Below are 26,941 nucleotides of genomic sequence, written 5' to 3'. Positions count from 1 at the left end.
CCGGCAAAACGGCAGTGCGCCGGGCTCTTTTTTTTCGATAAACCGGGCTCAGCGCAGCAGCGCCTGCGCCTCCTCGATGCCGAGTGCTGCCGGCTGCGTGCAGGTTGTGGTCATCTCGATGAAGCGGCCTTCTTCCCCGGATTTGAGGATGGAGGTCATCACGTCGATACCGTGCAGGGAGCGATCCAGCGAGCAGCGGGCATCGCGGCCTTCAAGGATAGCAATCGCCATATCGGCCAGGCCTGCCGTGCGATAGTTGGCGCGCGGGCCATTCGGGCTTTCCTGGTTGGCAATGCCGAAGGGATGCGCCCAGTCTTCCAGCGGCTGGATATTTTTGTCGCGTCCGCTCGCCTCCACCACACCGCCGAAGAAGTTGGGGTCCGGCACGTAGATCGATCCTTCCGTACCGTAAAGTTCCATATTGGCGTGGCGATGCGACCACACATCCCAACTGGCCGAAAGTGTGATCGTTGCTCCGTTCACGAATTCCAGAAGCGCATGGATGTTGGTTGGCGTTTCTACCGGGATGATCTCGCCGTTCAGCGGCTGGCTGGTCACCGTTCGGGTGGGGTTGGCCATTGATGTCAGTGCGCCAACGCGCTTGACCGGGCCGATGAGGTTGATGAGGTTCGCCACATAATAGGGGCCAAGATCGAGGATCGGCCCGCCCCCCTTCAGGAAGAAGAAGCCCGGATTGGGGTGCCACATCTCCATGCCGGGGCTCATCACATGGCAGGTGCCGGAGGTGATGCGCCCGACCTTGCCCTCGTCGATATATTGCCGGGCAAGCTGATGCGCGCCGCCAAGGAAAGTATCAGGCGCGCAGCCAACGGAAAGGTTCTTCTCGCGGGCGATGCGCCGCAACTCCTCGCCTTCCTCCAGCGAAAGCACCAGCGGCTTTTCCGAATAGACGTGTTTACCCGCCTCGAGTGCCGCTTTCGACACGGGAAAATGCGCGGCGGGAATGGTGAGGTTCACCACCACGTCGATGTCCTTGTTGGCGAGGAGTTCCTCGATCGACTGCGCCGTGACACCAAATTCTTCTGCCCTCAGTTCCGCCGCATTGCGGTTAAGGTCGGCGCAGGCCAGCACCTTGATGCCTTTGAAGAGCGGTGCCAGCGAAAAGTAAGCAGACGAGATGTTGCCGCACCCGATGATGCCGACGCCCAGTTCCCTTTGCATGATGAAAACTCCGGATTGATGCTCAATAGGTTTTGAAGGATGCGATGGAGCGCGTGATCAGCCGATCGATATCCTTGGGATTGTCGTGTTCGACCACGAAATGTTTCGTGGCGGATTTTGCCCTCAGTGCTGCCACAAGGGCCTTCCAGTCCACCGTGCCGTGGCCGACATCCGCCCAGCCGTCCTCATCCGTATTTTCGCCTGATGGTGCGATGTCCTTCACGTGCACGGCGGTGATGCGCTTGCCGTAGCTTTCGATCCAGGCGAGCGGATCGGCATTGCCTCTGATAATCCAGGCAATATCCGCTTCCCATTTCAGGTCCGGTCCGCCGGCAAAAATCTGCTCCTGCGGGGTGGAGCCGTCCGGGAGCACCTTGAACTCGAAATCGTGGTTGTGCCAGCCGAAGGTCAGCCCGGCATCCACGAATGGTTTACCCGCTTCCTGCAGGCGCTTGCCGAAGGCGAACCAACCAGCCGCGTCCGCCGGGCGCTGGTCGGGCATCAGGTACGGGCAATAAATCGCTTCCACGCCCAGAACCTTGGCGATGTTCAGAGCCTTTTTCGGATCACCCTCGAGAAGGTCGAGGCCGAAATGGCCGGTCGGCATGGCAAGACCATTGGCATCGAGTTCGGAGCGCAGGCTGTTCAACCCAGCGTCATCAAGCGAGGCGTACATGGCGCCGTAACCTTCGACCTGTTTGTAACCAGCCGCCGAAAGCTTCTTCAAAATATTGGAAAACGGCTGGAAATTGCGGGCGCTGTAAAGCTGGAAACCGAGTTCTGTCATTATCTCCTCCATAGAGATGTGGGTGCTTGGGATGGTGTTGGGGGTAAAACGGGGCCCTTCCTAAAGCCGCTCTTCGCTCTGTGCGTCGAACAGCGAGGCCATGGTGAGGTCTAGGCCGAGGCGAACCCGGGTGCCCGGCGCAAACCGCCTGTGGCCGCCAACGCGCACGGACAGGGTATGACCGGCATGTTTGAGCCAGATCAGATTGTCGGCGCCCATCGGCTCCTCGATGTCAACGATCGCCTCATGCACCTCGCCGCTGACGATGTCGGCATCGACGCGCACATGTTCGGGACGCACACCGAGAACCACGGCACGACCGGCGACAAGCGGCGCCTCCGGCTGATAACCATCCAGTGAGAAGGTGACGCCGTTGGTGGTGAAGACCACCTTGCCGTCCTTCTCGATCAATTCGCCACGCAGGAAATTCATCGAGGGCGAACCGATGAAGCCCGCGACGAAGAGGTTCCTTGGCTTGTTGTAGATGGTGACGGGATCGGCAAGCTGCTGGATGACGCCGCTTTTCATGATGGCGATACGATCAGCCAGTGTCAGCGCCTCGATCTGATCGTGTGTCACGTAGATCATGGTGTTTTTCAGCGCCTGGTGCAGCCGTTTGATCTCGACGCGCAGTTCCGAGCGCAGCTTGGCATCGAGGTTGGAAAGCGGTTCATCGAACAGGAACACATCCACATCGCGCACCAGCGCCCGGCCGATCGCCACGCGCTGGCGCTGGCCGCCGGAAAGCTCGGCGGGCTTGCGCTTCAGGAGTGGTTCGATCTGCAATATGCCCGCCGCCCTTTTGACGCGCCGGTCGATTTCCTCTTTCGGAACCTTGGCGACCTGAAGGCCGAAGGAGAGGTTCTTCTCCACCGTCATCTGCGGATAAAGCGCATAGGACTGGAACACCATGCCGATGCCACGATCCTTCGGCTCCTCCCAGGTAACGTTGCGGTCCTTGATGAAGATTTGCCCGTCAGTTGGCTCCAGAAGGCCCGCAATGCAATTGAGAAGTGTCGACTTGCCGCAGCCGGAAGAGCCGAGCAGCACGAGGAACTCGCCGTCGTAAATATCGAGATTGAGGTCTTTCAGGACGGTAACGGCACCGAAGGACAGGGAAAGATCGCGAATGGAAACGCTTTTGTTCATATAACTCAACCTTTTACTGCGCCTGCGGCGATGCCACGGACGAAAAGCCTGCCGGAGACGAAATAAACGATCAACGGCACGGCACCGGTGAGAAGGGTTGCAGCCATGTTGACGTTGTATTCCTTCACGCCCTGCACGGAGTTGACGATATTATTGAGCTGCACCGTCATCGGGTAATATTCCGGCCGCGTGAACACGACACCGAACAGGAAGTCGTTCCAGATGCCGGTGACCTGCAGGATCATCGCCACGACGAAGATCGGCAGCGACATGGGCAGCATGATGCGAAAATAGATCTGCCAGAAATTGGCGCCATCAATACGTGCCGCCTTGAACAATTCCTCCGGCAGCGACGCAAAATAGTTGCGGAAGAGCAGCGTCAGGATCGGCATGCCGAAAATCGTGTGCACGATCACGAGGCCGGTCAGCGTGCCATAAATGCCCAATTCGCGCAGCACGATGACGATCGGGTAGATCATCACCTGATAGGGGATGAAGGCACCTATGATGAGGATCGAGAAGAACAGTTCCGACCCCTTGAACTTCCAGTTCGCGATGGCGTAACCGCTGACGGAAGCCACGATGATCGAGATCACGACCGACGGTATGAGGATGCGTACCGAGTTCCAGAAGCCGCGTGAAAGCCCGTCGCAGTTCAGCCCGGTGCAGGCATTCGCCCAGGCTTTCACCCAGGGTTCGAAGGTGATTTCCACCGGTGGCGCGAAAATGTTGCCGAGCCGTATTTCCGGCATGCCCTTCAGAGAGGTGACGACCATCACGTAAAGCGGCAGCAGATAATAGGCGGCAGCGACAAACAGCGTGCCATAGAGAATGATGTTGCGGCGGGAAAACGTTTTTTTCGGCTTCTTGCCGCGGGGACCGGAAAGGTCCGTGGCAACCGCATCAGTTGCGGCGGCGACCGTGTTCAATGTGCTGATATTAGCCACGTTTCTTGCCTCCGAATTCGAGGTACGCCCATGGAATGACGATAATGGCGACGGTCAGAAGCATCATGGTGGAGGCGGCAAAGCCCTGCCCCAGGTTCTGCGCCTGGAACATGTAGTCATAGACATATTTCGCCGGCACTTCGGATGCGATGCCCGGTCCGCCACTGGTCTGCGCCACCACCAGATCGTACACCTTGACGATGCCGCTCGCGATAATGACGAGCGTGGTGATGAAGACCGGCCGCATCATGGGAATGATGATGAGGATATAGGTCTTCCACATCGGAATGCCGTCGACGCGCGTCGCCTTCCAGATATCCTCGTCTATGCCGCGAAGACCGGCCAGCATCAGGCACATGACGAGCCCCGTGCCCTGCCAGAGCGCAGCGATCAGGATGCCGTAGATAACGATCTCGGAATTATAAAGCGGATCGAAGGTGAAGCTTTCCCACCCCATCGAGCGGACCACGGACTGAATGCCGAATTCCGGGTTCAACAGCCATTGCCAGACAAGGCCGGTTACGATGAACGACAGAGCAAAGGGATAAAGGAAGATGGTGCGGAAGGTGTTCTCGAAACGGATCTTCTGATCCATCAGCGCCGCCAGCACGAAGCCGATCACCAGACTGAAGATCAGCGACAGAATGCCGTAGATCGCCAGATTCTGGATGGAAATGATCCAGCGCGGCGCGGCCCACAACCGCTCATACTGGTCGAAACCGATGAAGCTTGCACGTGGCAGAAGCTTGGAATTGGTGAATGAATAAATCACCGTCCAGACCGTTCCGCCGAGAAAAATCACGACGGCGGTCAATATCATGGGAATGGAAGCAATCTTCGAATTGAGATTGCGGAAAAGCTGGTTGGGGCGGCCGGAGCGCGCTAGACCCGCCATGGATGACCCTCCTGTAACGTTGCCGTTGATAGCCAGGCAAGGTCTCAAAGACCTTGCCCCAATCCTCCGGGCTTGCGCGTTTACGCATCCCGCAGGGAGCTTGCGGCGGATGGATGCCACCCGCCGCACAAGAGGTTGCGGTTAGTCAGCGGAACCGATGATGCCGGCGAAGCGCTTCTGTGCATCTTCTGCAGTCATCGCGCTGGCAAAAAACTCTGCCATCAGGTCTTCTTTCTGCTTCTGCGTATCAGCAGAAATCAGCTGGTCTGTGCTGGTCAGCGCATTGCCCTTGGCCAGAATTTCCAGACCCTTCTTCATGCAGTCATTGGCCGCATTGAGGTCGACGTCGCCACGAATCGGCAGCGAGCCTTTCTTAAGGTTGAAAGCCACCTGCGTTTTAGGATCGACGATGGTTGCGGCCAGAACGTCCTGCGCCTTGGATTTTGCTTCATCCTTCAGCAGCGGGAAATAAAAGGCGTCGCCGCCGGTGGTGAGATAGTCGTTAAGGCCGAGACCCGGCAGGCAAGTGTAGTCGGTACCCGCCTTCTGGTTGGCAAGCTGGAACTCGCCCTGCGCCCAGTCACCCATGATCTGGCCGCCGGCCTTGCCTGTTATGACCATGTTGGTGGCCTGGTTCCAGTCCTGAACATTGGTGCCCTTGGCCATGTCGCGGGCCTCGACGGCGGCCGCAAAAATCTTGGCCATGTCGGGACCGGCCGCTGCTTCGGCATCCTTGTCGCCATAGACCTTCTGATAAAGTTCCTTGCCGCCGATCGAAAGCGTCAACGTGTCAAACAGACCGTTGGCCTGCCATGCCTGACCGCCGAGCGCGAGCGGCTGGATGCCAGCTTTTTTCAGTGCCGGTGCTGCGGCAGCAAATTCAGTCCAGTTCTTGGGAACTTCGACGCCCGCTTTCTTGAACGCTTCGTTGGAAAGCCACAGCCATTGCCAGGAATGGATGTTGACCGGCGCGCAATAGATCTTGCCGTCGATGGTGCAACTGTCGAGCAAGCTTGCCGGCTTTATGACGTCTTTCCACTTGCCCTTTTCGGCAACGTCGGTCAGGTCGCGCATCAGGCCGGCCTGCACCAGCTCTTCGGCCTGTCTGCCATGGTTGAACTGGGTGGCACCCATCGGGTCGCCGCCGGTGATACGGCTGATCATGATCGGACGGGCGGTGCCGCCCGAACCGGCAATAGCGCCGTCCACCCACTTGTTGCCGGTGGCATCAAAAGCCTTGGCAAGTTCGGCAACGGCAGCGGCTTCACCGCCCGATGTCCACCAATGGGTAACTTCAAGATCGGTAGCCCCAGCGACACCCGCCGGAATCATAACACTGGCCAAAAAGGCCGCAGAAATAAAGCGCATTCGCATGAGTCTCCTCCCTCACTGAAACGTTGCAGTTGGAACGTAAGCGAAGATTTTTGATTAGGCAACCGCCTAAAAAATGAATCTCGCCGCAGCTCGCCGCGCTGTTTCGAGCAGATACAAACGTGCCGAACGGCTAGATTTTGTTGAGAAAGAAGATTGGGAAATTGGAAGGATGCCGAATGGCACGACAAAGACTGCGCACCGGTAATCTGCAGGCAACGTAGTATCTTCATAGTCTTCCGACTTTGGCGTCGGTTCCTGCGCACAGAGTGCCAAGCCCGCATGGACGGGCGAACATAAGGTGAGCGATGGTAAAACGTTGGCACATTCTTTTGATGATCGGTCTGGCGGGCGTGTTATCGCTTTTGCTCGCACCGTTCGAACGGCTGGCGTCGGGACAGGATCTTTCCTTCACGATACGGGTTGTGATGCTCGTCCAGCCGGCAGTCCTGATCATTGCTGCGGTGGCGACGGGTCAAGCGCTTGCCGGCAAACTCGGGCTCGGCACTCCGCTGATCGATGCCTGGCTGAAAGGAACCGGGTTCGGGCCAGTCTTGCGCAGGCAAGCCCCAGCAGCTTTGCTGACGGGTCTTATCGTCGGCCTGCTGATGATCGCTTATTCGTCTGTGATCCTGCCTGCCTTCACCGATACGGCAACCATGGAAAAAATGGCGGCGTTTGAAGTCCCACTTGTCACTCGGCTTCTCTATGGCGGCATAACGGAGGAGCTGCTGACCCGATGGGGCTTGATGGCATTATTCGCATGGGTTCTCTGGCGAATAGTGGGCAAGGGGCAAGTCCAGCCGGTCATGCTGTGGACTGCCATTGTCATCGCAGCGGCCCTTTTTGCCGTGGGCCACCTGCCCTTTCTGTTTGCCATTACCGTTCATCCGCAACCATTGCTGATTGTCAGTGTCATGCTCGGCAATTTTATCCCCGGCCTGATGTTCGGGTGGCTGTTCTGGCGTCACGGGCTGGAAGCAGCGATGCTTTCACACGCTTTCGCCCACTGCGTGAATGCAACTGCCTCCTGATCCGTCGAGCCGACAGATAAGTCAGGGATTTATCATCCCGGCCTCGCCGGCCGGGATAAAATGCCGCTTCGGTGCGGGCAGCAGTCCTAATGCCTCTTATAATCATCCTCGATGCGGATGACGTCGTCTTCGCCAAGATAGGCGCCGGTCTGGATTTCGACCAACTCAAGCGGAATCTGCCCCTCATTGGCAAGCCGGTGCGGTTGACCAATCGGGATATAGACGGACTGGTTTTCCGTCAGCAGCCGGGTTTCGTCGCCAATCGTTACGGTTGCCGTGCCCTTGACGATGATCCAGTGCTCCGAGCGGTGATAGTGTTTCTGGAACGAGATGCGGTGGCCAGGATCAACCGTGATGTGGCCCACGCGGTAGCGCTCGTCCACATACATATGTTCGATGTAACCCCATGGACGATACACTCGCCTGTGCGCTTGCGTCCGCGGCGCGTGTTCGCCATCCTTCAGTGTCTCCACCAGGCCCTTCACGTCCTGCACCCGGTTTTTCGGCACCACCAGAACCGCATCCTTGGTAGCCACCACCACCAGATCCTTTGCCCCTACCACGGTCGTCAGCAATTGCGTGGAATGGATCAGGCAGCCCTCGGAATCGATGAAGACGCCGTCGCCCTCGAGCGCATTGTCGTTGCCGTGCTTGTCGGCGATTTCCCAGATCGCGTCCCAGCTGCCGATATCCGACCAGCGGAAATGGCCGTGCACCACCGCCATGCGCTTGGTCTTCTCGATCACCGCATAGTCGATGGAGTTTTTCGGCGAGGCTTCGAAGCTCGCCTGATGTAGGCGCACGAAGCCAAGGTCACTTTCATATTGTTCGACCGACTGCGTTACTGCCGCAAGAATCTCCGGCGCGAATGCCTTGAGTTCGGCAATCATCACGTCGGAACGGAACAGGAAGTTGCCGGAGTTCCAGAGATACCCCTTCTCCAGATAGGAGATTGCCGTCTTCACATCCGGCTTTTCCACGAATGCCTCGACGATGCTCAGGTCAGCTTCACCATCAATCGCTTCACCAGGCTTGATGTAGCCGTAAGAGGTGCGCGGCTCGGTTGGCACCAGACCGAAAACGACGATATTGCCCTGATCGGCGGCCCTGGCGCCAAGCCTCACGGACTCTGAAAATTTGTCGGCATCCAGCACCACATGGTCGGCGGCGAGCGCCAGCACCAGGCATCCCGGCTCCCGGCGCTCGGCCAGCACAGCGGCAGCGGCCATGGCGGCGGCACTGTCGCGGCGGGCGGGTTCGAGAACCACCGTCGCCGGAAGATCGATCTCCTCAGCCTGACGGCGGGCGAAGAAGCGGAAATCCTCGTTGGTGATCACCAGCGGCTCGGCATAAAGCGCCTTGTCGGCCACGCGCGTCAGTGTCTGCTGATAGGTCGAAAGATTGCCGACCAGCGGCTGGAACTGCTTGGGCAACTGATCGCGCGATACCGGCCAAAGCCGTGATCCCGCCCCACCAGCAAGAAGAACCGGCGTGATCTTTCGAGATTGTTCCGTCACAATAAAAACCTTTCCAACTTTAAAAAACTTCCGGCGGGCCGGACAATATACATATTTACCAATGCTGCCATCATCGGTTCACGGGCGGATAAGCGCAAGCTCATAAGTTCGCCTTGTGAAAGCTTGGTGAATGTCGGACCCGTTTTGCTAACGCAACGCACAGGGTGAGGTTCCGCGCAAAGGTAGTTCAGTGGCGTTGACAGGCCGCAAAGAAAAACCCGGGCGAATGGCCCGGGTTTCCGTTTTCAGAGCGATGTCCTGTCAGGATCAGTTCGGCAGCGCGTAAGCGATCACGTAGTCGCCACGGTCAGGAGACTGACGTGCACCGCCGGCCGAGATGACGACATATTGCTTGCCCGTCTTCGGAGACTTGTAGCTCATCGGGCCGCCCTGGCTGCCGACAGGAAGGCGGGCCTTCCAGACTTCCCTGCCGGTCGCCGTATCGAAGGCGCGCAGATAATAATCCTGTGTGCCGGCGATGAAGACGAGACCGCCCTGGGTGGCAAGCGTTCCGCCGAGCGTGGGCATGCCGATCGGGATCGGCAGACCCATTTTGATGCCAAGCGGACCGGTATCCTCAACGGTGCCGACAGGAACCTGCCACTTGATCTGCTGCGTCTTCATGTCAATCGCAGTCATCGAGCCATAGGGCGGAGCCTGGCAGGGAATGCCGAGAGCAGACAGGAAACGGTTCTTGTTCACCGCATAGGGCGTGCCCTTCATGGGAACGACGCCCATGCCGGTATTGACGCTTTCGCCGCCGCTTGCCGTTGCCTTGGTGGGAGCAGCTTCCTTCATCTCAATCCACAGGCCGAGGCGCATGTCGTTGATGAAGATTGTGTTGGTCGTCGGGTCAGTCGAGATGCCGCCCCAGTTCATGCCGCCGAGCGAGCCCGGGAAGGCGAGGGAGAGGTCCGTGCCCGGCGCCGTATAGAGGCCTTCATAACGCATGCCCTTGAAAGCGATACGGCACAGAAGCTGATCGAAAGGGGTGGCACCCCACATATCGGCTTCCGTCAGCGTCTGCGCGCCGATTTGCGGCATGCCCACCGAACGCGGCTGCGTTGGTGCATATGGCTCGTTTGGAATGTTGCCGGCCTTGACCGGAACGTCTTCCACCTTGGTCAGCGGCTGGCCAGTCGAACGGTCCAGCACATAGATCTGACCGGCCTTGGTGCCGAAGACCAGAGCCGGAACGGTCGTTCCGTCAGCCTTCGGGAAATCGACGAAGCTCGGCTGCATCGGCACGTCGAAGTCCCATAGGTCGTTATGAACCGTCTGGTAGACCCACTTTTCGCGGCCGGTCGTGGCATCGAGCGCCAGCATGGAAGCGCCGTATTTATGATCGAGCGGTGTGCGCGTCGCGCCATAAAGATCGACCGAGGGGCTGCCTACCGGCATGAAGACCGTGTTCAGCTCCGGATCGTAGGACATGGATGCCCAGACGTTCGGCGTGGAACGGGTGTAGGTCTGGCCCTCGGGCGGCAGTTTGGTGATTTCAGGGTTGCCGGGATCGAAAGCCCAGCGAAGCTCACCCGTCACAACGTCGAAACCGCGCATCACGCCGCCAGGCATATCCACCTGTACGTTGTCAGCGATACGCCCTCCGACCACGACGGTGGTGCCGGCCAGTGTGGGGGCCGATGTCAGCACATATTGCGGGTCCGGCGCATCACCAAGACCGATCTTCAGATCGACGCGGCCATTGGTGCCGAAATCCGGGCAAAACGCGCCGGTGTCGGCGTCGAGCGCGATGAGTTCCGCGTTGATGGTGTTCATGAGAATGCGGCGCTGGCAAAGCGCGCCGTCGGCTACGATCGCCGGGGTGACAGGCGTTGCGCCCGGAGCGGTCGGCTGCTTCAGCGGCGCCTTGGCATCGAAATAGGCGAGACCACGGCAACGCATCCAGACGGTGGATTTGGCGTTGATTTCGGTCTTCCACTTCTGCGCGCCGGTATCGGCGTCGAGCGCGATGACATTGTTGTGCGGTGTGCACACAAACACGGTGTCGCCGACCTGAAGCGGCGTTTCCTGATCTTCCGCACCGTTCGCGCCGGGGCTGATCGGGATGTCGCCGGTCCGATAGGTCCATGCCACCTCAAGGTTCTTGACGTTATCGCGGTTGATTTCGTCAAGCGCAACAAAGCGGCTGCCGCCCGCCGTATTGCCGTAATGTTCCCAGTTCTTCTGCTCTTTTTCCGGCGTTACCGGCGTCAGTGCAGCAACCTCACCCTTGAAGGCGACGGTCGGATGCGGCACGAACATGCCGGCAAAACCGGCAGCGGACGCGATGGCCAGAACGCCAGCAAGGGCAAAGGACGCGCCGTAAGCTGGCGTCTTGCCAGCCGCGCGCCGCAGCAGCGGATAGGAGAGCGTAACCACCGTGGCGCCCACGCCCAACGCCAGCAGGCGGGAGATGAGCGGCCAGAAGTGCAGTCCGGCTTCCCACACTGCCCAAACACCGCTGACGATGAAGACAAGGCCGAAGAGGAGCGCGCCGGCGGGCTTGCGCAGGAGAATAAGCAAGCCGGAGACGATCAGCGCGATACCCGCCAAGACAAAATAGAGGCTGCCGCCGAGTGTTGCGAGTTGCCCACCGCCAATGGCGAAGAACAGTCCCGCAGCGACAATGACGGCGCCGAGCACGAAGAGCCATAATCTGGCTGCAAGCGACGTTGAGGTTGCTGGTTTACTCATGAAATTAAATATCCGGTTAGGAGAGCCGCCGCGAAGGCTGACGCCCGATGATCTTTCAATGCCCGGCCCAGGCCAGACAGTCCGCCGCACTTACGGCTGAGCGAAGATGCGCTGAAGGCGACGAGGCGAAATGGGGAACAATGGTGCGGGAGACTTCCGTGGTGACTGTCATTTTGACCCATTCACTGCAGTTTATCGCCGGCCCCAATGGACGGCGGACAATGTGCTCGAACAAATCCTCCCAAGTTCGTATCGCAGAGGCCCGCATGCGGGCACTGGGCGACCGAAACCTCGGTGCGGTATAACGTCGCCTGCGACAAGATGACAATGCGCAAGACGGGCATTTTTGATAAGCTGCGCTTATACCATATCAACACCTACAACACAAAGACCTCTCCGCCGATGGATATTCGCCAGCTCGCCATTTTTGTGGAAGCCGCAAGGGCCAAAAATTTCCGCGCGGCCGCTTTGCAGCTGGGCATCGCCCAACCGGCCGTAACGCAGCGTATCCGGCAACTGGAAGAGAATCTGGGCTTCAAGCTTTTCCTCCGTGTCAACCGTGGTGTGGAACTTACGCCGGCTGGGCAGTCGATGCTGCTCGATGCGGAGGAAATTCTTGCCCGCACCAAGGGGGCGCTGGAAAAGGCACACCAGATCAGGCGCGGCCAGCTCGGCACGCTGCGCATCGGCTTCGGCACCAGCGTAATGGCGGAACGAAAATTGCCGGCGCTGATCACCCGCTATGGCAACGACCACAGGGAGGTTACGCTTGAACTCCTGCCCGGCATGACGATGGAACAATTGATCGAGCAGGTGGCGACGCGCAAGACAGACGTCGCTTTCATTCGCGCACCCCTGCCCCAATTGCCGCAGAGCTTGCGGGCCATGCCCTTCGACCGCTCCAAACTGTGCGTCGCCCTGCCGGAGCGCCATCCGCTCGCCTCCCGCCCCAGAGTTTCGGTTGTCGATATCGTTCAGGAAAAACTGCTGCTACCGGTGGACGAGATCGGCCTGGGGCTCAGCAGCAGCGCGCTTTCCCTTTTCGAGGATGCAGGCTGTGAGCCGGAAATCGGCATGCGCATCGCTAACGTCAACACCATCCTTGCCCTCGTGGAAGCTGGCGCGGGAATTTCCATTCTGCCGGAAAGCACCGTGCGCTCCACAAGGGGCATCACAGGTGTGCCGCTCGAAAGCGCCGATGCCTGGTCAGATAGCGTGCTGGTCGTCAGACGCGGTCCGCTTGCCCTCCACGTGGAGGCCTTCGTGAATATGGTACGGCAGGCCTACCAGTCCCACCTATAATGCCGACAATACGCACTTAATCGATTGAATCGGCCACAAATTTCGCCACGGCTAAATTTGCTGCACTGAACAACATTCAACGCTTGGCACGCGCGCGAAAAATACAATAACAACGACGGATATTTTTGCACTGTTATCGACACGAAAGCACACTCAGCCCATGTCCGACACGACGAAGCCCGCCAGCCCCAGAACATCGGTTACAGATCAGGAAGCACTGGATTTCCACGCGCAAGGCAGACCGGGGAAACTGGAAATCACCCCGACCAAGCCGATGGCGACTCAGCGGGATCTGTCGCTTGCCTATTCGCCGGGAGTGGCCGTGCCGGTTAAAGCCATCGCCGAAAATCCGGCGACCGCTTACGATTATACGACACGCGGCAACATGGTGGCAGTGATCTCCAACGGCACGGCGATCCTCGGTCTCGGCAATCTCGGTGCGCTCGCCTCCAAGCCTGTCATGGAAGGCAAGTCCGTTCTGTTCAAGCGCTTTGCGGATGTGGATTCCATCGATCTCGAGGTCGATACCGAAGACGCCGACGAATTCATCAATTGCGTGCGTTACCTTGGCCCCTCTTTCGGCGGCATAAATCTGGAAGACATCAAGGCGCCGGAATGTTTCATCATCGAAAGCCGCCTGCGCGAGCTGATGGACATTCCCGTTTTCCATGACGACCAGCACGGAACCGCCATCATCGCCGCCGCCGGTCTCATCAACGCCATCGAACTGACGGGCCGAGACTTCAAGACGACGAAGCTCGTCTGTAACGGCGCAGGTGCTGCTGCCATCGCCTGCATGGACCTCATCAAGGCCATGGGTTTCAACCCCGAAAACATCACGCTTTGCGACACCAAGGGCGTGATCTACCAAGGCCGCACCGAAGGCATGAACCAGTGGAAATCCGCCCATGCGGTAAAGACTGACAACCGCACGCTGACTGAGGCCATGAAGGGCGCGGATGTCGTCTTCGGCCTGTCGCAGAAGGGTGCCTTCACCGAAGAGATGATCCGCTCCATGGCGCCGAAGCCGATCATTTTCGCGATGGCCAACCCTGACCCGGAAATCACCCCTGAGGAAGTCGCCCGCATCCGCGATGACGCCATCATGGCGACGGGGCGTTCGGATTATCCGAACCAGGTCAACAACGTCCTCGGCTTTCCCTATATCTTCCGCGGCGCGCTCGATGTCCGTGCAAGCCAGATCAACGACGCAATGAAGATTGCCGCTGCACAGGCGCTGGCCGATCTTGCCCGCGAGGATGTGCCGGATGATGTGGCCGCCGCCTATCAGGGCAACCGCCCGCGCTTCGGATCGCAATATATCATTCCCGTTCCCTTCGATCCGCGCCTGATCTCGGCCATTCCGGTGGCCGTGGCCAAGGCCGCCATCGAAACCGGCGTCGCTCGCCGCGAATTGCCCGATCTCGATGCCTATGCCCGCGAGCTTTCCGCCCGCCGCGACCCCATGGCGTCGACCACGCAGCGCCTTTACGAGCGTGTGCGCCGCTCTCCGAAGCGTGTCGTTTTCGCCGAAGCGGAAGAAGAACAGGTGATGCGCGCGGCGATCTCGTTTACCGCGCAGGGGCTTGGCACCGCCATCCTGCTCGGCCGTGACGACATCATCAAGGCCAATGCGGAGCGTGCCGGCATCGATCTCGACCGCGCCAATATAGAGATCACCAATGCCCGCCTTTCCAGCCGCGTCGATGCCTATGTCGATTATCTCTATGCGCGTTTGCAGCGCGGCGGCTTCCTGCTGCGCGACGTGCAGCGCCTGATCCACAACGACCGTAACCATTTCGCCGCCTGCATGGTGGCGATGGGCGATGCGGACGCCGTGGTCACCGGCGTTACCCGCAACTATTCCACGGCGCTCGAGGATATCCGCCGCTGCATCAACACCAAACCCGGCCACCGTGTCATCGGCGTTTCGCTGGTCGTGTCGCGCAACCGAACGGTCTTCGTGGCAGATACCGCCGTGCACGACATGCCGTCTGACGAAGACCTTGCCGATATCGCCGAAGAAGCAGCCGGTCTCGCCCGCCGTTTCGGCTACGAACCGCGTGTAGCGATGCTCGCCTATTCCACCTTCGGCCAGCCGGTTGGCGAACGCTCCGACAAGGTGCGCGAAGCGGTGAAAATCCTCGACAAGCGCAACGTCAATTTTGAGGTCGACGGGGAAATGTCGGCCGATGTGGCGCTGAACCATCATCGCATGCAGAGCCAGTATCCCTTTGCCCGCCTTTCCGGTGCGGCCAACGTGCTGGTCATGCCCGCCATCCATTCCGCCTCGATCTCCACCAAGATGCTACAGGAACTGGGCGGCGCGACCGTCATCGGCCCGCTTCTCGTCGGCCTCGACAAATCGGTGCAGATCACCTCGATGGGTGCCAAGGACAGCGACATCGTCAATATGGCGGCGATCGCGGCTTATAACGCCGGTCGGTAACGATGTGGGAGCGCTCTTCGGGAGAAGGGCGCTCAAAATGCCCAAGCATAGCCAGCATATCCTCGCCCCGTGGCGAGGATATGCCAAAGCGCCGAACCCCGCCACCGTAAGAACAAGATTCTACGATTTCAAATTATTAGGTTATTTTTTCTCACCAGAGAACTTATTGGAACACGATTTTATTTATACGATTTTTTGCGCAACGCCAATTCTCGCTCTCGACGGACGCCTCATGTAGTTTCCACCCACAACCAAAAGGAAATACCCATGGCCCTCTCCTTCTCCAGATTTGCCGCAAAACTCATCGCCGGAACCGTCGTTATCGCTTCGATGGCCACCGCCGCTCACGCGGATGCGACGCTCGACCGTATCAAGGGTCGCGGCAAGCTCACCGTCGGCGTCATCCTGTCCGGCGCGCCTTTCGGCTTCATCGATCCGAAGACGCAGGAGCAGAAGGGCCTCAACATCGACGTCGCAAAGGCACTGGCCGCCGGTCTCGGTGTGGAGCTGGTGACCGAAACCGTGACCCCGCCCAACCGCGTGCAGTTCCTGCAGCAGGGCAAGGTTGATATTCTGATCGCCAACATGCAGTACACGGAAGAGCGCGCCAAAACGCTCGATTACGTGCCCACCCCCTATGACCGCCAGGGCGGCGCAGCCATCGGCCGAAAGGACTCGGGCATCAAGGACTGGCCGGACCTGAAGGGCAAGATTGCCTGCGTATCGCAGGGCTCCAACTACACCCAGCCGCTGATCGAGCAATATGGCGCGCAGGTAAAGGCGTTGCCGAGCCAGCCGGAATCGCTGCTCGCGCTGAAGGGCGGCAATTGCGATGTCTCAGTGCACGTCAACGGCACGCTGAGCCTGATGCTTCAGGACCGCGCCGATGAGTGGAAGGATTACGGCATCCTGATCCCCACCGACCTTATCCCTTCTGACTCCGTCATCTGGCTGCGCAAGGGCGAGGCCGACACGCAGGCTGCGCTCGACAAGATCGTCAAGGAGCTGCACGCTTCCGGCAAAATGATCGAATTCGCCAAGGCCAACCGCCTGCCGAGCATCGGCTTCATGGAAGAGCAGAAGACGAAGCTCTCCGCGGCGCAGTAAAGGCTGGGCAATCCCGCTTGCTCTGTCACCCCGGACCTGGTCCGGGGGACCGGCATGTCGTAGGGGCATCTGCCATCACGGAGATTTCCCTCACCACTGAGAACGGCCGGTTTCGCCCGCCGTTCTTTTCTGCTTTATAGCAAGACAGGTCATTCTGGCAGCGCCTGCCGGGCGGCAGCCGCGACAACAGCATGGATATCCGATGCAGGATGGATTTACAGCGCGTTTCATAGAGTTGGCCGCGCATATAGGCCTCAACTATGAATTTGTGAACAGCGGCTACGAGGTTCAGATCTGGCTCGACGGCATGAAGATGACGCTCATCCTCGTCGCCGTCACCCTGCCGCTCAGCCTCGTTTTCGGCTTCATTTTCGCCGCCATGCTCACGTCAGGCAAAGGCTGGCTCGCCGGTCCAGTGCGCACCTATGTGGAATTGACGCGCAACACGCCGACGCTGGTGCAGCTGATGTGTGGTTTCCTTGTGCTCAACATGTTGATTTCAAACGCGCTCGGCGGTGCGCAGAACAATCCGCTCACCCCGTTCTTCTGGGTCGTCGCCATCACCGGCCTGCACGTTGCCGCCTTCCATGCGGAAGCCTTGCGCGGCGGTATCGAGGCGGTGCCGGCTACCACCATCGAGGCGGCACGCGCCATCGGTTTCAGCTCTTTCGAGATTTTACGTTACGTGGAATTTCCGCTGGCAATCCGCACGGCACTTCCTTCCATAATCAACAATCTCATCAATCTGGTGAAGCTCACCACCGTCGGCTCGGCGATTGCGGTCGGTGAAATCACCTATGCCTCGATCCTGATCTGGACGCAGCGCGACAATGTGGTCGAACTGATGCTGGTGATCCTCATCTTTTTCAGTGTCATCAATTTCATCGTCGCAAGGGCGGGCCTGTGGCTTGAGCGGCGTCTTGCGGTTCCGGGGTTCGGTCAATGAGCGCGGTGGTCTCTCCAACACAGGCGGCGAAGAAGCTGCCTTTCGGCACCATTCTTCTGTGCGGCGTGCTGGTTGCTGTCGTGCTGTGGCTGGTTCTCGATCCCTCGCTCGGACAGGTGCTGCTGGAATGGCTGCCCTATCTCGGCAAGGGTTTTGCAATGAATGTGCTGATCAGCATCCTGGCGATTGCCATCGGCACCATCATCGGCGTCTTGCTTGGCATCATGGAGCTTGCGCCCTATCGCCTCGTGCGCGCGCCGGCGCTCACCTACGTGCAAATCTTCCGCAACGCCCCGCATCTGGTGCTGATTTTCGCCGCGACCTACATCTTCCCCTTCGAGATCGTCGCCTTCGGCAACTACATTCCGTTTCCAGACTGGATCAAGGCCGTGGTCGGGCTTGCGATTCCGGCCAGCGCCCACATCGCCGAAATCACCCGGGGCGCCATCCAGTCCATTCCCACCGCGCAATGGGAAGCGGCGCAGGGCCTCGGGTTTTCGCGCAACCAGACGCTGCGCTGGATCATCCTGCCGCAATGCGTGAAGCGCTCGCTGCCGCCGTGGATGAACCTTTACGCCTCCATCACCATGGGCACGGCGCTTGCCTCGCTGGTCGGCGTGCATGAGCTTCTCCACGCCGCGACCGATGCCAGCACCGCCGTGCAGCGCAACGATTTCACCGTCGTGGTCTATCTCACCGTCCTGATGGCGTTCTTCCTGTTCTGCTATCCCGTGTCCCGTTTCACGCAGCGCCTTGAACGGCGCTTCGCTTCCCGCTGATTGGAATACACCATGTCCGCATCCGCCCCCCAAACCGCCGCCAAAGCTCTGGTTGAACTGGAAGGCGTGCACCTGTCCTTCGGCGACAATCAAGTGCTCAAAGGCATTGATCTCACCGTCAACAAGGGCGACGCCGTCTCCATCATCGGCCCTTCCGGCTCGGGCAAATCCACGATCCTGCGCTGCATCAACGGCCTGCTCATTCCGCAATCTGGCAAGATCACCGTGGGGGGCACCCGCGTCGATCAGCTGAAAACGGAAGCTGAGCGCATAACGCTGCGCAAGCGCATCGGCATTGTCTTCCAGCAGTTCAACCTCTTCCCGCATCTGACTGTCATGGAAAACATCACCATCGCGCCGATTAAAATCCTCGGCACGCCGAAGGCGGAAGCCGAGCGTCATGCCCGCGAATTGCTGGAAAAAGTCCGCCTGTCGCAGAAGGTGGATGCCTATCCCGGTCAGCTCTCCGGCGGCCAGCAGCAGCGTGTGGCCATTGCCCGCGCGCTTGCCATGCGGCCTGAACTGGTTCTGTTCGACGAGGTTACCTCCGCACTTGATCCGGAAACCGTGGGCGAGGTGCTCGCCGTCATCCGCGATCTCGTCAATGACGGCATGACCAGCATTCTCGTGACACACGAAATGCGCTTCGCCGAGGAAATCAGCGACAATATCGTCTTCACGGAAAACGGCCTGATCGTTGATCAGGGCACGCCGGAGCACATCTTCTACAAGTCGACCAATCCGCGTATCAACGCCTTCGTAAAGGGCCTCGGCGGACAGGTGGCACGGGTCGCCGACGGCGAAGGGATCTGACGCCATGACCGCCGACGAAAAACTCACCCTTCATCTGGCAGAAGCCATCGCCGCCTCTGATCCGCTCCGCGACGAAGAGGCTGTGACGATCGCCCGCACGGCGCTGATCGACTTTTTTGCCTGTATGCTGGGTGGCGCTTCCGACCGAAGCACGAAAATCCTCATCGACAGCTTTACGTCAGGCACATCCGGCACGGCGGGCATTGTCGGCCATGATCTGCGCACGGATGCTTTCACCGCCGCACTCATCAATGGTCATGCGGGGCACGTGCTGGATTATGACGACGTCCATGGCAGTGTGCGTGGCCACCCCACCGTCGCCATCGTTCCCGCTCTATTGGCTGTTGCGGTCGAGGAAGGCTCTACGGCGGATGCATTTATCGCCGCCTATATTGTCGGGCTGGAAACCATGGCGCGGCTTGGCCTGTCGCTCGGCACCAAGCATTACGAAAATGGCTTCCACGCCACCGCGACCCTCGGCCCCATCGGTGCGGCGGCGGCCATTGCCCATCTTCTCAAATTCACCCCGCAGACGACCGCTATTGCACTCGGCCTTGCCGCCACGCAGTCGGCCGGACTTCGCCTGCAATTTGGTTATGATGCGAAGCCCCTGCATGCCGGGCTTGCGACACGCGCTGGCCTCACCGCCGCGCAGCTGGCAAGATCAGGTTTTCAGGGCGCGCCGGATTTTCTCGAAAACCCTATCGGCTTTTATTCCGCCTTCGCCTTTGGCGCGGAACAGCCGAAACGGCTCCTGTCCGGCTGGGGTACACCGTGGCAGATCGTCTCTCCCGGATTGACGCTCAAGGCATTTCCCTGCTGCACCGCCAGCCACCCTGTTGCCGTTGGTGCGCTTGCACTGCGCAGCGCAAATGATCTGGCACCAGATGAAATCGAAACTGTCGTCATCACCTTTCCCCCGGGAGGCGATGCCGCTCTTGTGGGTTCGGCCACACCCGCCACGGGCATCGATGCGCGTTTCAGCGCCGAATATGTCTTCGCCGCCGCACTGACGGATGGCGCACTCGGCATCAGCCATTTCGACGAAAGCCCTGCACGCGCCGACCTGCTTGGACTTTCCGCAAAAGTCTCGCGCCGGCACGACGAGACCGCCCGCCGCCTCTCGCCGGATCCTACCACCCGTTTCGTGGTCATCGACGTGACGAAGAAGGATGGCACGGTGCTGTCGCGCCGTATTGACGGACTTCCCGGCATTGATGACCCCACGGAAAAATTTGCCGACGCCACCGGCGGCAATGAAAAATTCGCCGGAATTCCGGCACTGGTGCGGACCATGAAAACCTCAGCCGACCTCAAGAAGCTAGAAGCGCTTCTGGCAACGCAAATATAACACGACCGAAATAAAGGCATGATCACCATGACCACGAATACCCGCAAAAGACAGATGCATCTTGGCCTGTTCCTGCAAGGAGCCGGCCACCACGTTTCCGGCTGGCGTCACCCGGATGCGGAAGCCGGCAGCGAGAATTTCGACCTGTTGACCCGTGTCACGAAAATGGCCGAAGATGCCAAGTTCGACATGGTCTTTCTGGCCGATGGCCTCACAAGCGGCGTCGACGCCCATCCCTCGATGATCGCCCGTTTCGAGCCGCTTACCCTGCTTGCGGCGCTTGCCATGGTGACAAACAAGATTGGACTGGCCGCCACCGCCTCCACCACCTATGGTGAGCCCTACCACACCGCACGCGCCTTCGCCTCCATCGACCATCTCAGCCACGGGCGTGCGGCGTGGAACATCGTTACCACCTCCTATGCCCGCACGGCGGCGAACTTCTCCAAGAGCCATCCCGAGCATGACGAGCGTTATGCCGTTGCGGAAGAATATGTGAACGTCGTGCGTGGCCTGTGGGACAGCTGGGACGACGACGCCTTCGTCAAGGACAAGGAAGGCGGCCGTTACGTCGATCCGCAGAAGGTCCATATTCTCGATCATGAAGGCAAATATTTCACGGTGAAGGGGCCGCTGAACATTCCGCGTTCGCCGCAGGGTCACCCGGTTCTCATTCAGGCAGGCTCCTCCGGCCCGGGGCAGGATCTCGCCGCCCGCACTGCCGATATCGTCTTCACAGCCCAGCAGGCCATTTCCGAGGCGCAGGCCTTCTACACCAGCCTAAAGGCGCGAGTGGAGAAATTCGGCCGCGATCCCGCAAGCGTTGCCGTGATGCCGGGTTTCATGCCCATCATCGGCAAGAGCTTCGAAGAGGCCGGCGAAAAGCTGAAGGAGCTGAACCGTTGGACCGACATCAAGAGCGCCATGCCGTTGCTTGAGGAACGCATCGGCCATAGCCTTACCGAGTACGATCTCGACGGCCCGCTGCCGGACCTGCCTATTTCCGACCAGTTGCGCAGCCGCGCCGAACTTTTGACAGAACTGGCGCGCCGCGAAAAGTTGACGATCCGGGAACTGGCGCTGCGCGTTGCAGCTGGTCGTGGCCACCATATCGTCATGGGCACGGCCAAGGACGTTGCGGATCGCATGCAGGAGTGGTTCGAGAACGGCGCGGCAGACGGCTTCAACGTCATGCCGCCCTTCTTCCCCGGTGGGTTGGAAGAATTCAACCGCGAAGTCGTGCCGCTCTTGCAGGAACGTGGCCTGTTCCGCAGGGAATACGAAGGCTCGACGTTGCGCGACCATCTCGGCATCAACAGGCCTGCCCTGCGGGCATAAAAAACGGATGCCCGGCGACGGGCATCCGCATGACAAGAGCTCACGTAGAAGCAGGCTGTCGCCGATCCGTCAGGCTGCTTTCCTTCCCGACAGTTTCACACTGTGGCTCGTCCGCGACGAGTTTGATGAAATGGATGCCCCGTCGTCGCGCTGGGTCGCGCGGCGGTTCAATTTGAACAGGCTGACCAGTTGCGCCAGCACATCCGCACCCTGGGCAAGTGTAGCGCTAATGGCGGTCGTGCGCGCGCTCATCGCCGCGTTTTCCTGCGTCATCCGGTCAAGCTGGTTGACTGCACGGTTGATTTCGCTGATGCCTAAGGCCTGTTCATCGGCGGCCTTGGCGATCATATCGACATTGCCGTCAATGTGCTTCACCAGCGCATCGATCTGCTTCAGCGCCTCACCCGTCTCGCCGACAAGCCGCACGCCTTCCATAACCTCGGTGCCGGAATTGTTGATGAGCGCCTTGATTTCCTTGGCGGCACTGGCGGAGCGTTGCGCAAGTTCGCGCACCTCCTGTGCCACGACCGCAAAACCCTTGCCCGCATCGCCCGCGCGCGCGGCTTCGACGCCCGCATTCAGGGCAAGAAGGTTGGTCTGGAAGGCGATTTCGTCGATAACGCCGATAATCTGGCTGATCTCCCGCGATGCCGTCTCGATGCGCTGCATGGCGTTGACGGTACGCCCAACGACTTCCGTGGAAGCCGCCGTTGACGTCCGCGCACTCTGAACGAGTTTTCGGGTTTCCTTGGTGTTTTCCGTCGATGCCCGTACGGTCGCGGTGATTTCCTCCAGCGCCGCCGAGGTTTCCTCCAGCGCCACGGCCTGCTCACGCGATCTTTCGGCGAGATGAACAGAGGCTTCGCTGACTTCCTGGCTGCTTCTGGTCAGGTCATCGGTCTGCCCAAGAACATTTTCCAGGGTTTTCTGGAATTCGGCGATGGACTTGTTGAAATCCCGTCTCAGCCCCTCGAACTCACCCACGAAAGGCTTGTCGAGCGTGACGCGGATGTTGCACTGGGAAAGACGCTCAAGCGCAGCGCCCAGTTCTTCCACCGCATGCACGCGGTCCGTTACATCGAAGGCGAATTTCACCACCTTGACGACTTTTCCCCGCTCGTTGATGATCGGGTTGTAGGACGCCTGGATGAAGACGCGTTTTTCGTTCTTGCCAAGCCGCATGAACTGACCGGTCGAGAACTCTCCCTTACTAAGATCTTTCCAGAAATTGCGGTACTCTTCGGACTGCACGTAGCCACGCTCACAAAACATCGAATGATGGTTGCCGATGATCTCTTCCGCCGTGTAGCCGAGTGCTGTCAGGAAGTTTTCATTCGCGGAGAGAATTTTCCCCTCGGGCGTGAACTCGATCATCGCCTGCGCACGCGAAAGCGCTGCCAGCTTGCCGTTATCCTCGGTGCTTCGGCGCTTCGTCGCCGTGATATCGGAAGCGATCTTGACCACCTTGTAAGGTTTGCCGAAACGAAAAACCGGATTGTAGGAGGCTTCAATCCAGATGTCGTCGCCGGTTTTCGACCGCCGCCGATATTGGCCCTGATCGTATTCGCCGCTTGAGAGTTTCGCCCAGAAGGCTTTGTATTCGGGTGACGCTGCATCTTCGGGAGACAGGAACATGCTATGGGGGCGTCCGATGATTTCTGATTGCTGATAGCCGACCGCCTTGCAGAAATTGTCGTTCGCTTTCAGAATTTTGCCAGTCAGATCGAACTCAATGATGGCTTGCGAGCGGCTTAGGGCATCAAGTACCGCAGATGCGTCCGTACCGAGTTTGAAAAATTGCGACATGTCTTTGAACTCCCAACAATAACTTGTATGCGGACCTTTCCTCCTCGATGCCAAAGAGATGAAAATAAAGGATCGGTCTGCGTGTACGCGAAACCTAGCCGGACACCGTTAAATAGCAATTAATGATGACCCATAACTATTGGTCCAATGACCGAAACTGTTGGCAAGAATACTTCAGACCGAGCTGCCTTTACCAACCCGTCCTCACCAGATGAGAACCGCTTATTTGCCACAGTGCTGATATTTCTGCCGCCGCAGAGCGATACGGGCTTTCATCGGTACGGCATTCATTGTTATGGCGGGCTTGAAAGATTTGTGTTGCAGGAGCGCCGATGACCAAAACCCTGAAATGCGACGTGCTGGTGATCGGCACCGGCATTATCGGTTCCATGGCGGCGCTTTACCTGCAAAATGCCGGGCGTGAGGTCTTTCTTCTGGAGCGCGGTGAAGTTGCCCGGGGCGCAAGCTCCGGTAATGCCGGCATCCTGGCCTTTCCCGAAATCATCCCCATTCCCGCCCCCGGCATCATGAGAAAAGCACCGCGCTGGCTTTTCGATCCGCTCGGCCCGCTCAGCGTGCCGCCTGCCTATGCGCCGAAGATCGCGCCGTGGCTGTGGCGTTTCTGGCGCGTCAGCGCTGAGCGCAACTTTCGCCACGGCCTGAGAACGCTCAGCGAGATCAACCGGCTGTCTGCCACCGAAATGGCCCATGTCGCCGCCATGCCGGAGCTCTCGCACTTTGTCGCGAAAACCGGCACGCTCGATCTTTACGACAGCGAAGCCAGCCTCAACGCTGCCCGCAAGGACTGGGATGAAAAGGAACAGGCAGGCTTCTCTTCCAAGCGTGTCGCCCGCAACGAGATAGACGAGTTGCAGCCGGGTCTTGCCCCGCAATTCCGCCACGCCATGTTCTCGCCTGATGGCTTGCAGGTCTCCGATCCCTACGACTTCACCCGTGCCATTTTCGACCTGGTGATCGCCCGTGGCGGAAAGCTGCGCAAGGGCGAGGCAGAACGCATCGACGCCGTCGGCGAAAGTACGATCGTGACCCTGGAAAACGGCGACAAGATTGACGCCGACAAGGTGGTGATCGCCTGCGGCGCGTGGTCCAAGCCGCTTGCCGCAACACTTGGCAACATCGTGCCGCTGGAAACCGAACGCGGCTATAACACCACCCTGCCCGCCGGCGCCTTCAACCTCACGCGCCAGCTTTATTTCAACGACCACGGTTTTGTCGTTACACCGCTATCTTCCGGCATCCGCGTTGGCGGCGCAGTCGAGTTGGGCGGTCTGGAGTTGAAGCCGAATTTCAAGCGATCCGAGGCTATGCTCAAGAAAGCCGGGCGTTTCCTGCCCGGTCTCAAGGTTGAAGGCGGCCAGCAATGGATGGGGTTCCGCCCTTCGATGCCGGACTGTCTTCCCGTCATCGGCACGGCGCGCACCACACCTTCCGTCATCTATGCCTTTGGCCACGGCCATCTGGGGCTGACGCAATCGGCAGCTACCGCCCGCCTCGTGACGCAACTGGCAAACGGCGAGGAGACCGCAATATCGGTCGATCCGTTCCGTCCGGGGCGTTTTTCCTGACAATGCGGAAATCCGGTTTCAAGCCGGTTAGAGTTTCTACGGTTTAGCGGACGCCTGCACGCTATTTCACCTGCTGTACGGAATCTTCCGGAAACTCCACCGTGGCGAAGGATGGATAGACCTTTCGCAGGATGGTCACCTGCTGCTGATCGCTCACACGCAGCAAATACCATTGCGTACCGTCGATAAGCGCCAGGGTATGGGATTTCGCTTCGATCGTCTGGCCGCCGGTTTCCATCACCGTTTTCGTCGGAACGAGCGCATAGGGCGTTCCATCAGGCGTCTGCTGCACACTGATCGCCGCCGTGTCCATGGTGAATTCGGTGATCTTGACCGCTGCAAGCGCCATTTGCATCTGCGTGGTCAGAGCGCTACGCAACTGCCCGACGGAAACACCCGCGTCGTTTGCAATGAATTCAAAGATTTTCGGCGGCACCGTCCGGCCGACAAAATCAAAATCCTGCGCATTCAAGGCGGCGCTGAACCGCTCTATCTGTGTTTGCAGATTGTCTTGCTCAGACGGCAAAAGATCGCGCGACAAAGCGGGATGCGACATCACCGCCAGCAATAACAGCCAGGCAAACAGGCGTTTCATTGCTTCGCCTTTCCGGGTTTGGGCTTGCCTGTTGCAAGGCATCGCAACGTCCGCGCCGCGACACGCTTGTGAACAGCGTCGCTCAGCGCAGCAGAATGAAACCCGCAGCCGAAAGCACGAGGAAAACGATAAGGCCGCCAAGGAAACCCACGGACGTGAAGAAACCCGCGACCATGGCCAGCATCAGCACGCAGACCAGCATCGTGCCGTACTTCGTCATGGCAAGAAAAGCGTTGTAGGTCTTTTCATGCTCGGCGTAGTTCATCTCGGCGCCAACTTCGACCGGACCTGTGTGGTGTTCGCTCATTCCGCTTCCCCTTCTGCTCCATCCGCCATACCCGCCGCACAAGACAATTTGCCCTGCGGACGATAACGGGCCCATGCCGGATTCTCCAGAGCCAGAGGTAACATGAAGTCGGCGAAAAGTGCAATGCGTTCCACACGAAAGAACATCGATGGAAAGCGGGGCAAACGGTATGCCGTGCAAAGCGTGCCGTCGTGCAACATTCTTTTGTAAACGGTTGAAAACGGCGGCCATGCGGCCGGTTTAATAGTGGTTTCGGTTGCTTTTCGGACAACCTGCCCATACACGGGATTCTGTGGGGAGGAACGCCGGAATTTGGCTGTGCGGATACGCGTGGAGGCGTGCCCGTCACGATGGCCGACCGGCTTGCTTGCCACCATAACCCGCAAAGGGCCCGGCAAGGGAAGAGGGGAAAGTCATGAAACCGCTTTTGAAATTAAGTGCGCTGATCGACCTTGTCAGCGAAGCTCTGGGCAAGGTCGCCGGTTATCTGGTGCTTGTCTGCTGCCTCGTCAGCGCCGGAAACGCCATGGTGCGTTATACCTTCAACTATAGTTCAAACGGCTGGCTCGAAATCCAGTGGTATATGTTTGCCTTCATCGTGCTGGTGGGTGCCTCCTACACGCTGCGCATGAACGAACATGTGCGTGTGGACATCATCTACGGGGCTATCTCGTCTCGCACGCGCCTGTGGGTAGACATCATCGGCATCGTACTTTTTCTTATGCCCGCCTGCTTTTATCTGGCCTGGCTTTCCTGGCCGATGTTCATGCTTTCCTGGCATCAGAACGAAATGTCCTCCAATGCCGGCGGGCTCATCCGCTGGCCGGTGAAACTCATCATCTTCGCCGGTTTCGCCCTTCTGGTTCTTCAGGGATTTTCCGAACTCATCAAGCGCATCGGCGCCCTCAACGGGCTTTATGCGCTCGATACGAAGTACGAAAAACCCCTGCAATGATCGCCGCGATCTGAACCTTCAGGATATT

The 26,941-nt window shown here is 59.1% G+C and carries 22 protein-coding genes; 11 read left to right on the top strand and 11 right to left on the bottom strand.

What is annotated here, in order from left to right; genetic code table 11:
• Nucleotides 1-48: 48 nt before the first annotated feature.
• The 6 genes from AC5SEO_RS02840 to AC5SEO_RS02815 all read right to left on the bottom strand — a co-directional run bounded on the left by AC5SEO_RS02840 (nt 49) and on the right by AC5SEO_RS02815 (nt 6,334).
• Nucleotides 49-1,182, bottom strand: coding sequence for a Gfo/Idh/MocA family protein (locus tag AC5SEO_RS02840; protein ID WP_003510945.1), 1,134 nt, complete (start codon nt 1,180-1,182; stop codon nt 49-51).
• Between the two features lie 22 nt (nt 1,183-1,204).
• On the bottom strand, nt 1,205-1,969 hold the full coding sequence (locus tag AC5SEO_RS02835; protein ID WP_013761597.1) for a sugar phosphate isomerase/epimerase family protein: 765 nt from the start codon (nt 1,967-1,969) through the stop codon (nt 1,205-1,207).
• Between the two features lie 60 nt (nt 1,970-2,029).
• Entirely contained in the window at nt 2,030-3,118 is a 1,089-nt protein-coding gene (locus tag AC5SEO_RS02830; RefSeq protein ID WP_003510949.1) for an ABC transporter ATP-binding protein, read from the bottom strand.
• Nucleotides 3,119-3,123: 5 nt separating this feature from the next.
• A complete protein-coding gene (locus AC5SEO_RS02825) occupies nt 3,124-4,065 on the bottom strand; it encodes a carbohydrate ABC transporter permease (protein WP_003510950.1) in 942 nt (313 codons plus the stop codon).
• Nucleotides 4,058-4,960, bottom strand: a complete 903-nt coding sequence (locus AC5SEO_RS02820) for a carbohydrate ABC transporter permease (RefSeq protein WP_003510951.1) — start codon at nt 4,958-4,960, stop codon at nt 4,058-4,060. Before AC5SEO_RS02820 ends, AC5SEO_RS02825 begins: the two co-directional genes overlap by 8 nt.
• Before the next feature lie 141 nt (nt 4,961-5,101).
• The gene (locus AC5SEO_RS02815) at nt 5,102-6,334 is read right to left on the bottom strand and encodes an ABC transporter substrate-binding protein (protein ID WP_013761598.1); all 1,233 of its coding nucleotides are present in this window, start codon (nt 6,332-6,334) and stop codon (nt 5,102-5,104) included.
• A gap of 305 nt (nt 6,335-6,639) precedes the next feature.
• Between AC5SEO_RS02815 and AC5SEO_RS02810 the strand changes: the two genes are divergently transcribed.
• A complete protein-coding gene (locus AC5SEO_RS02810) occupies nt 6,640-7,365 on the top strand; it encodes a CPBP family intramembrane glutamic endopeptidase (RefSeq protein WP_174068829.1) in 726 nt (241 codons plus the stop codon).
• Between the two features lie 86 nt (nt 7,366-7,451).
• Here the strand turns inward: AC5SEO_RS02810 and AC5SEO_RS02805 are convergent, their stop codons facing one another.
• Nucleotides 7,452-8,882 carry a mannose-1-phosphate guanylyltransferase/mannose-6-phosphate isomerase gene (locus tag AC5SEO_RS02805; protein ID WP_003510955.1) on the bottom strand — a complete coding sequence of 477 codons (1,431 nt, stop codon included), beginning with the start codon at nt 8,880-8,882 and terminating at the stop codon, nt 7,452-7,454.
• A 267-nt stretch (nt 8,883-9,149) separates the two neighbouring features.
• On the bottom strand, nt 9,150-11,579 hold the full coding sequence (locus AC5SEO_RS02800) for a glucose/quinate/shikimate family membrane-bound PQQ-dependent dehydrogenase (RefSeq protein WP_174068830.1): 2,430 nt from the start codon (nt 11,577-11,579) through the stop codon (nt 9,150-9,152).
• A gap of 327 nt (nt 11,580-11,906) precedes the next feature.
• On the opposite strand from AC5SEO_RS02800, the gene AC5SEO_RS02795 reads away from it, so the two are divergent.
• From AC5SEO_RS02795 to AC5SEO_RS02760, 8 genes are all read left to right on the top strand, one after another.
• The gene (locus tag AC5SEO_RS02795) at nt 11,907-12,881 is read left to right on the top strand and encodes a LysR family transcriptional regulator (protein ID WP_041694639.1); all 975 of its coding nucleotides are present in this window, start codon (nt 11,907-11,909) and stop codon (nt 12,879-12,881) included.
• A gap of 160 nt (nt 12,882-13,041) precedes the next feature.
• Complete coding sequence (locus AC5SEO_RS02790; RefSeq protein ID WP_174068831.1) at nt 13,042-15,330, top strand: NADP-dependent malic enzyme; 2,289 nt, start codon at nt 13,042-13,044, stop codon at nt 15,328-15,330.
• Between the two features lie 267 nt (nt 15,331-15,597).
• A complete protein-coding gene (locus AC5SEO_RS02785) occupies nt 15,598-16,437 on the top strand; it encodes a transporter substrate-binding domain-containing protein (RefSeq protein ID WP_003510963.1) in 840 nt (279 codons plus the stop codon).
• A gap of 202 nt (nt 16,438-16,639) precedes the next feature.
• Complete coding sequence (locus tag AC5SEO_RS02780; RefSeq protein ID WP_174068832.1) at nt 16,640-17,383, top strand: amino acid ABC transporter permease; 744 nt, start codon at nt 16,640-16,642, stop codon at nt 17,381-17,383.
• A complete protein-coding gene (locus AC5SEO_RS02775; protein WP_003510967.1) occupies nt 17,380-18,162 on the top strand; it encodes an amino acid ABC transporter permease in 783 nt (260 codons plus the stop codon). Before AC5SEO_RS02780 ends, AC5SEO_RS02775 begins: the two co-directional genes overlap by 4 nt.
• A 12-nt stretch (nt 18,163-18,174) precedes the next feature.
• Nucleotides 18,175-18,975 carry an amino acid ABC transporter ATP-binding protein gene (locus AC5SEO_RS02770; protein ID WP_013761605.1) on the top strand — a complete coding sequence of 267 codons (801 nt, stop codon included), beginning with the start codon at nt 18,175-18,177 and terminating at the stop codon, nt 18,973-18,975.
• A gap of 4 nt (nt 18,976-18,979) precedes the next feature.
• Nucleotides 18,980-20,326 carry an MmgE/PrpD family protein gene (locus AC5SEO_RS02765; protein ID WP_111828864.1) on the top strand — a complete coding sequence of 449 codons (1,347 nt, stop codon included), beginning with the start codon at nt 18,980-18,982 and terminating at the stop codon, nt 20,324-20,326.
• A gap of 18 nt (nt 20,327-20,344) precedes the next feature.
• Nucleotides 20,345-21,664: an LLM class flavin-dependent oxidoreductase gene (locus AC5SEO_RS02760; RefSeq protein ID WP_162692338.1), complete on the top strand. Its 1,320-nt coding sequence runs from the start codon at nt 20,345-20,347 to the stop codon at nt 21,662-21,664.
• Between the two features lie 69 nt (nt 21,665-21,733).
• Here the strand turns inward: AC5SEO_RS02760 and AC5SEO_RS02755 are convergent, their stop codons facing one another.
• Nucleotides 21,734-23,470 carry a methyl-accepting chemotaxis protein gene (locus tag AC5SEO_RS02755; RefSeq protein ID WP_111828863.1) on the bottom strand — a complete coding sequence of 579 codons (1,737 nt, stop codon included), beginning with the start codon at nt 23,468-23,470 and terminating at the stop codon, nt 21,734-21,736.
• A 332-nt stretch (nt 23,471-23,802) separates the two neighbouring features.
• On the opposite strand from AC5SEO_RS02755, the gene AC5SEO_RS02750 reads away from it, so the two are divergent.
• A complete protein-coding gene (locus AC5SEO_RS02750) occupies nt 23,803-25,056 on the top strand; it encodes an NAD(P)/FAD-dependent oxidoreductase (protein WP_495363714.1) in 1,254 nt (417 codons plus the stop codon).
• A gap of 61 nt (nt 25,057-25,117) precedes the next feature.
• Here the strand turns inward: AC5SEO_RS02750 and AC5SEO_RS02745 are convergent, their stop codons facing one another.
• Together AC5SEO_RS02745 and AC5SEO_RS02740 are read right to left on the bottom strand one after the other, a co-directional pair.
• Nucleotides 25,118-25,651: a hypothetical protein gene (locus AC5SEO_RS02745; RefSeq protein ID WP_080801239.1), complete on the bottom strand. Its 534-nt coding sequence runs from the start codon at nt 25,649-25,651 to the stop codon at nt 25,118-25,120.
• 82 nt (nt 25,652-25,733) lie between these two features.
• On the bottom strand, nt 25,734-25,958 hold the full coding sequence (locus tag AC5SEO_RS02740) for an aa3-type cytochrome c oxidase subunit IV (protein WP_003510978.1): 225 nt from the start codon (nt 25,956-25,958) through the stop codon (nt 25,734-25,736).
• A gap of 415 nt (nt 25,959-26,373) precedes the next feature.
• On the opposite strand from AC5SEO_RS02740, the gene AC5SEO_RS02735 reads away from it, so the two are divergent.
• Nucleotides 26,374-26,913 (top strand): TRAP transporter small permease subunit, encoded by a 540-nt coding sequence (locus AC5SEO_RS02735; protein WP_003510982.1) that lies wholly within the window; start codon nt 26,374-26,376, stop codon nt 26,911-26,913.
• The last annotated feature ends 28 nt before the right edge of the window (nt 26,914-26,941 follow it).

The organism is Agrobacterium sp. K11, assembly GCF_059429395.1.
This window is presented reverse-complemented; position numbering and strand designations above follow the sequence as displayed.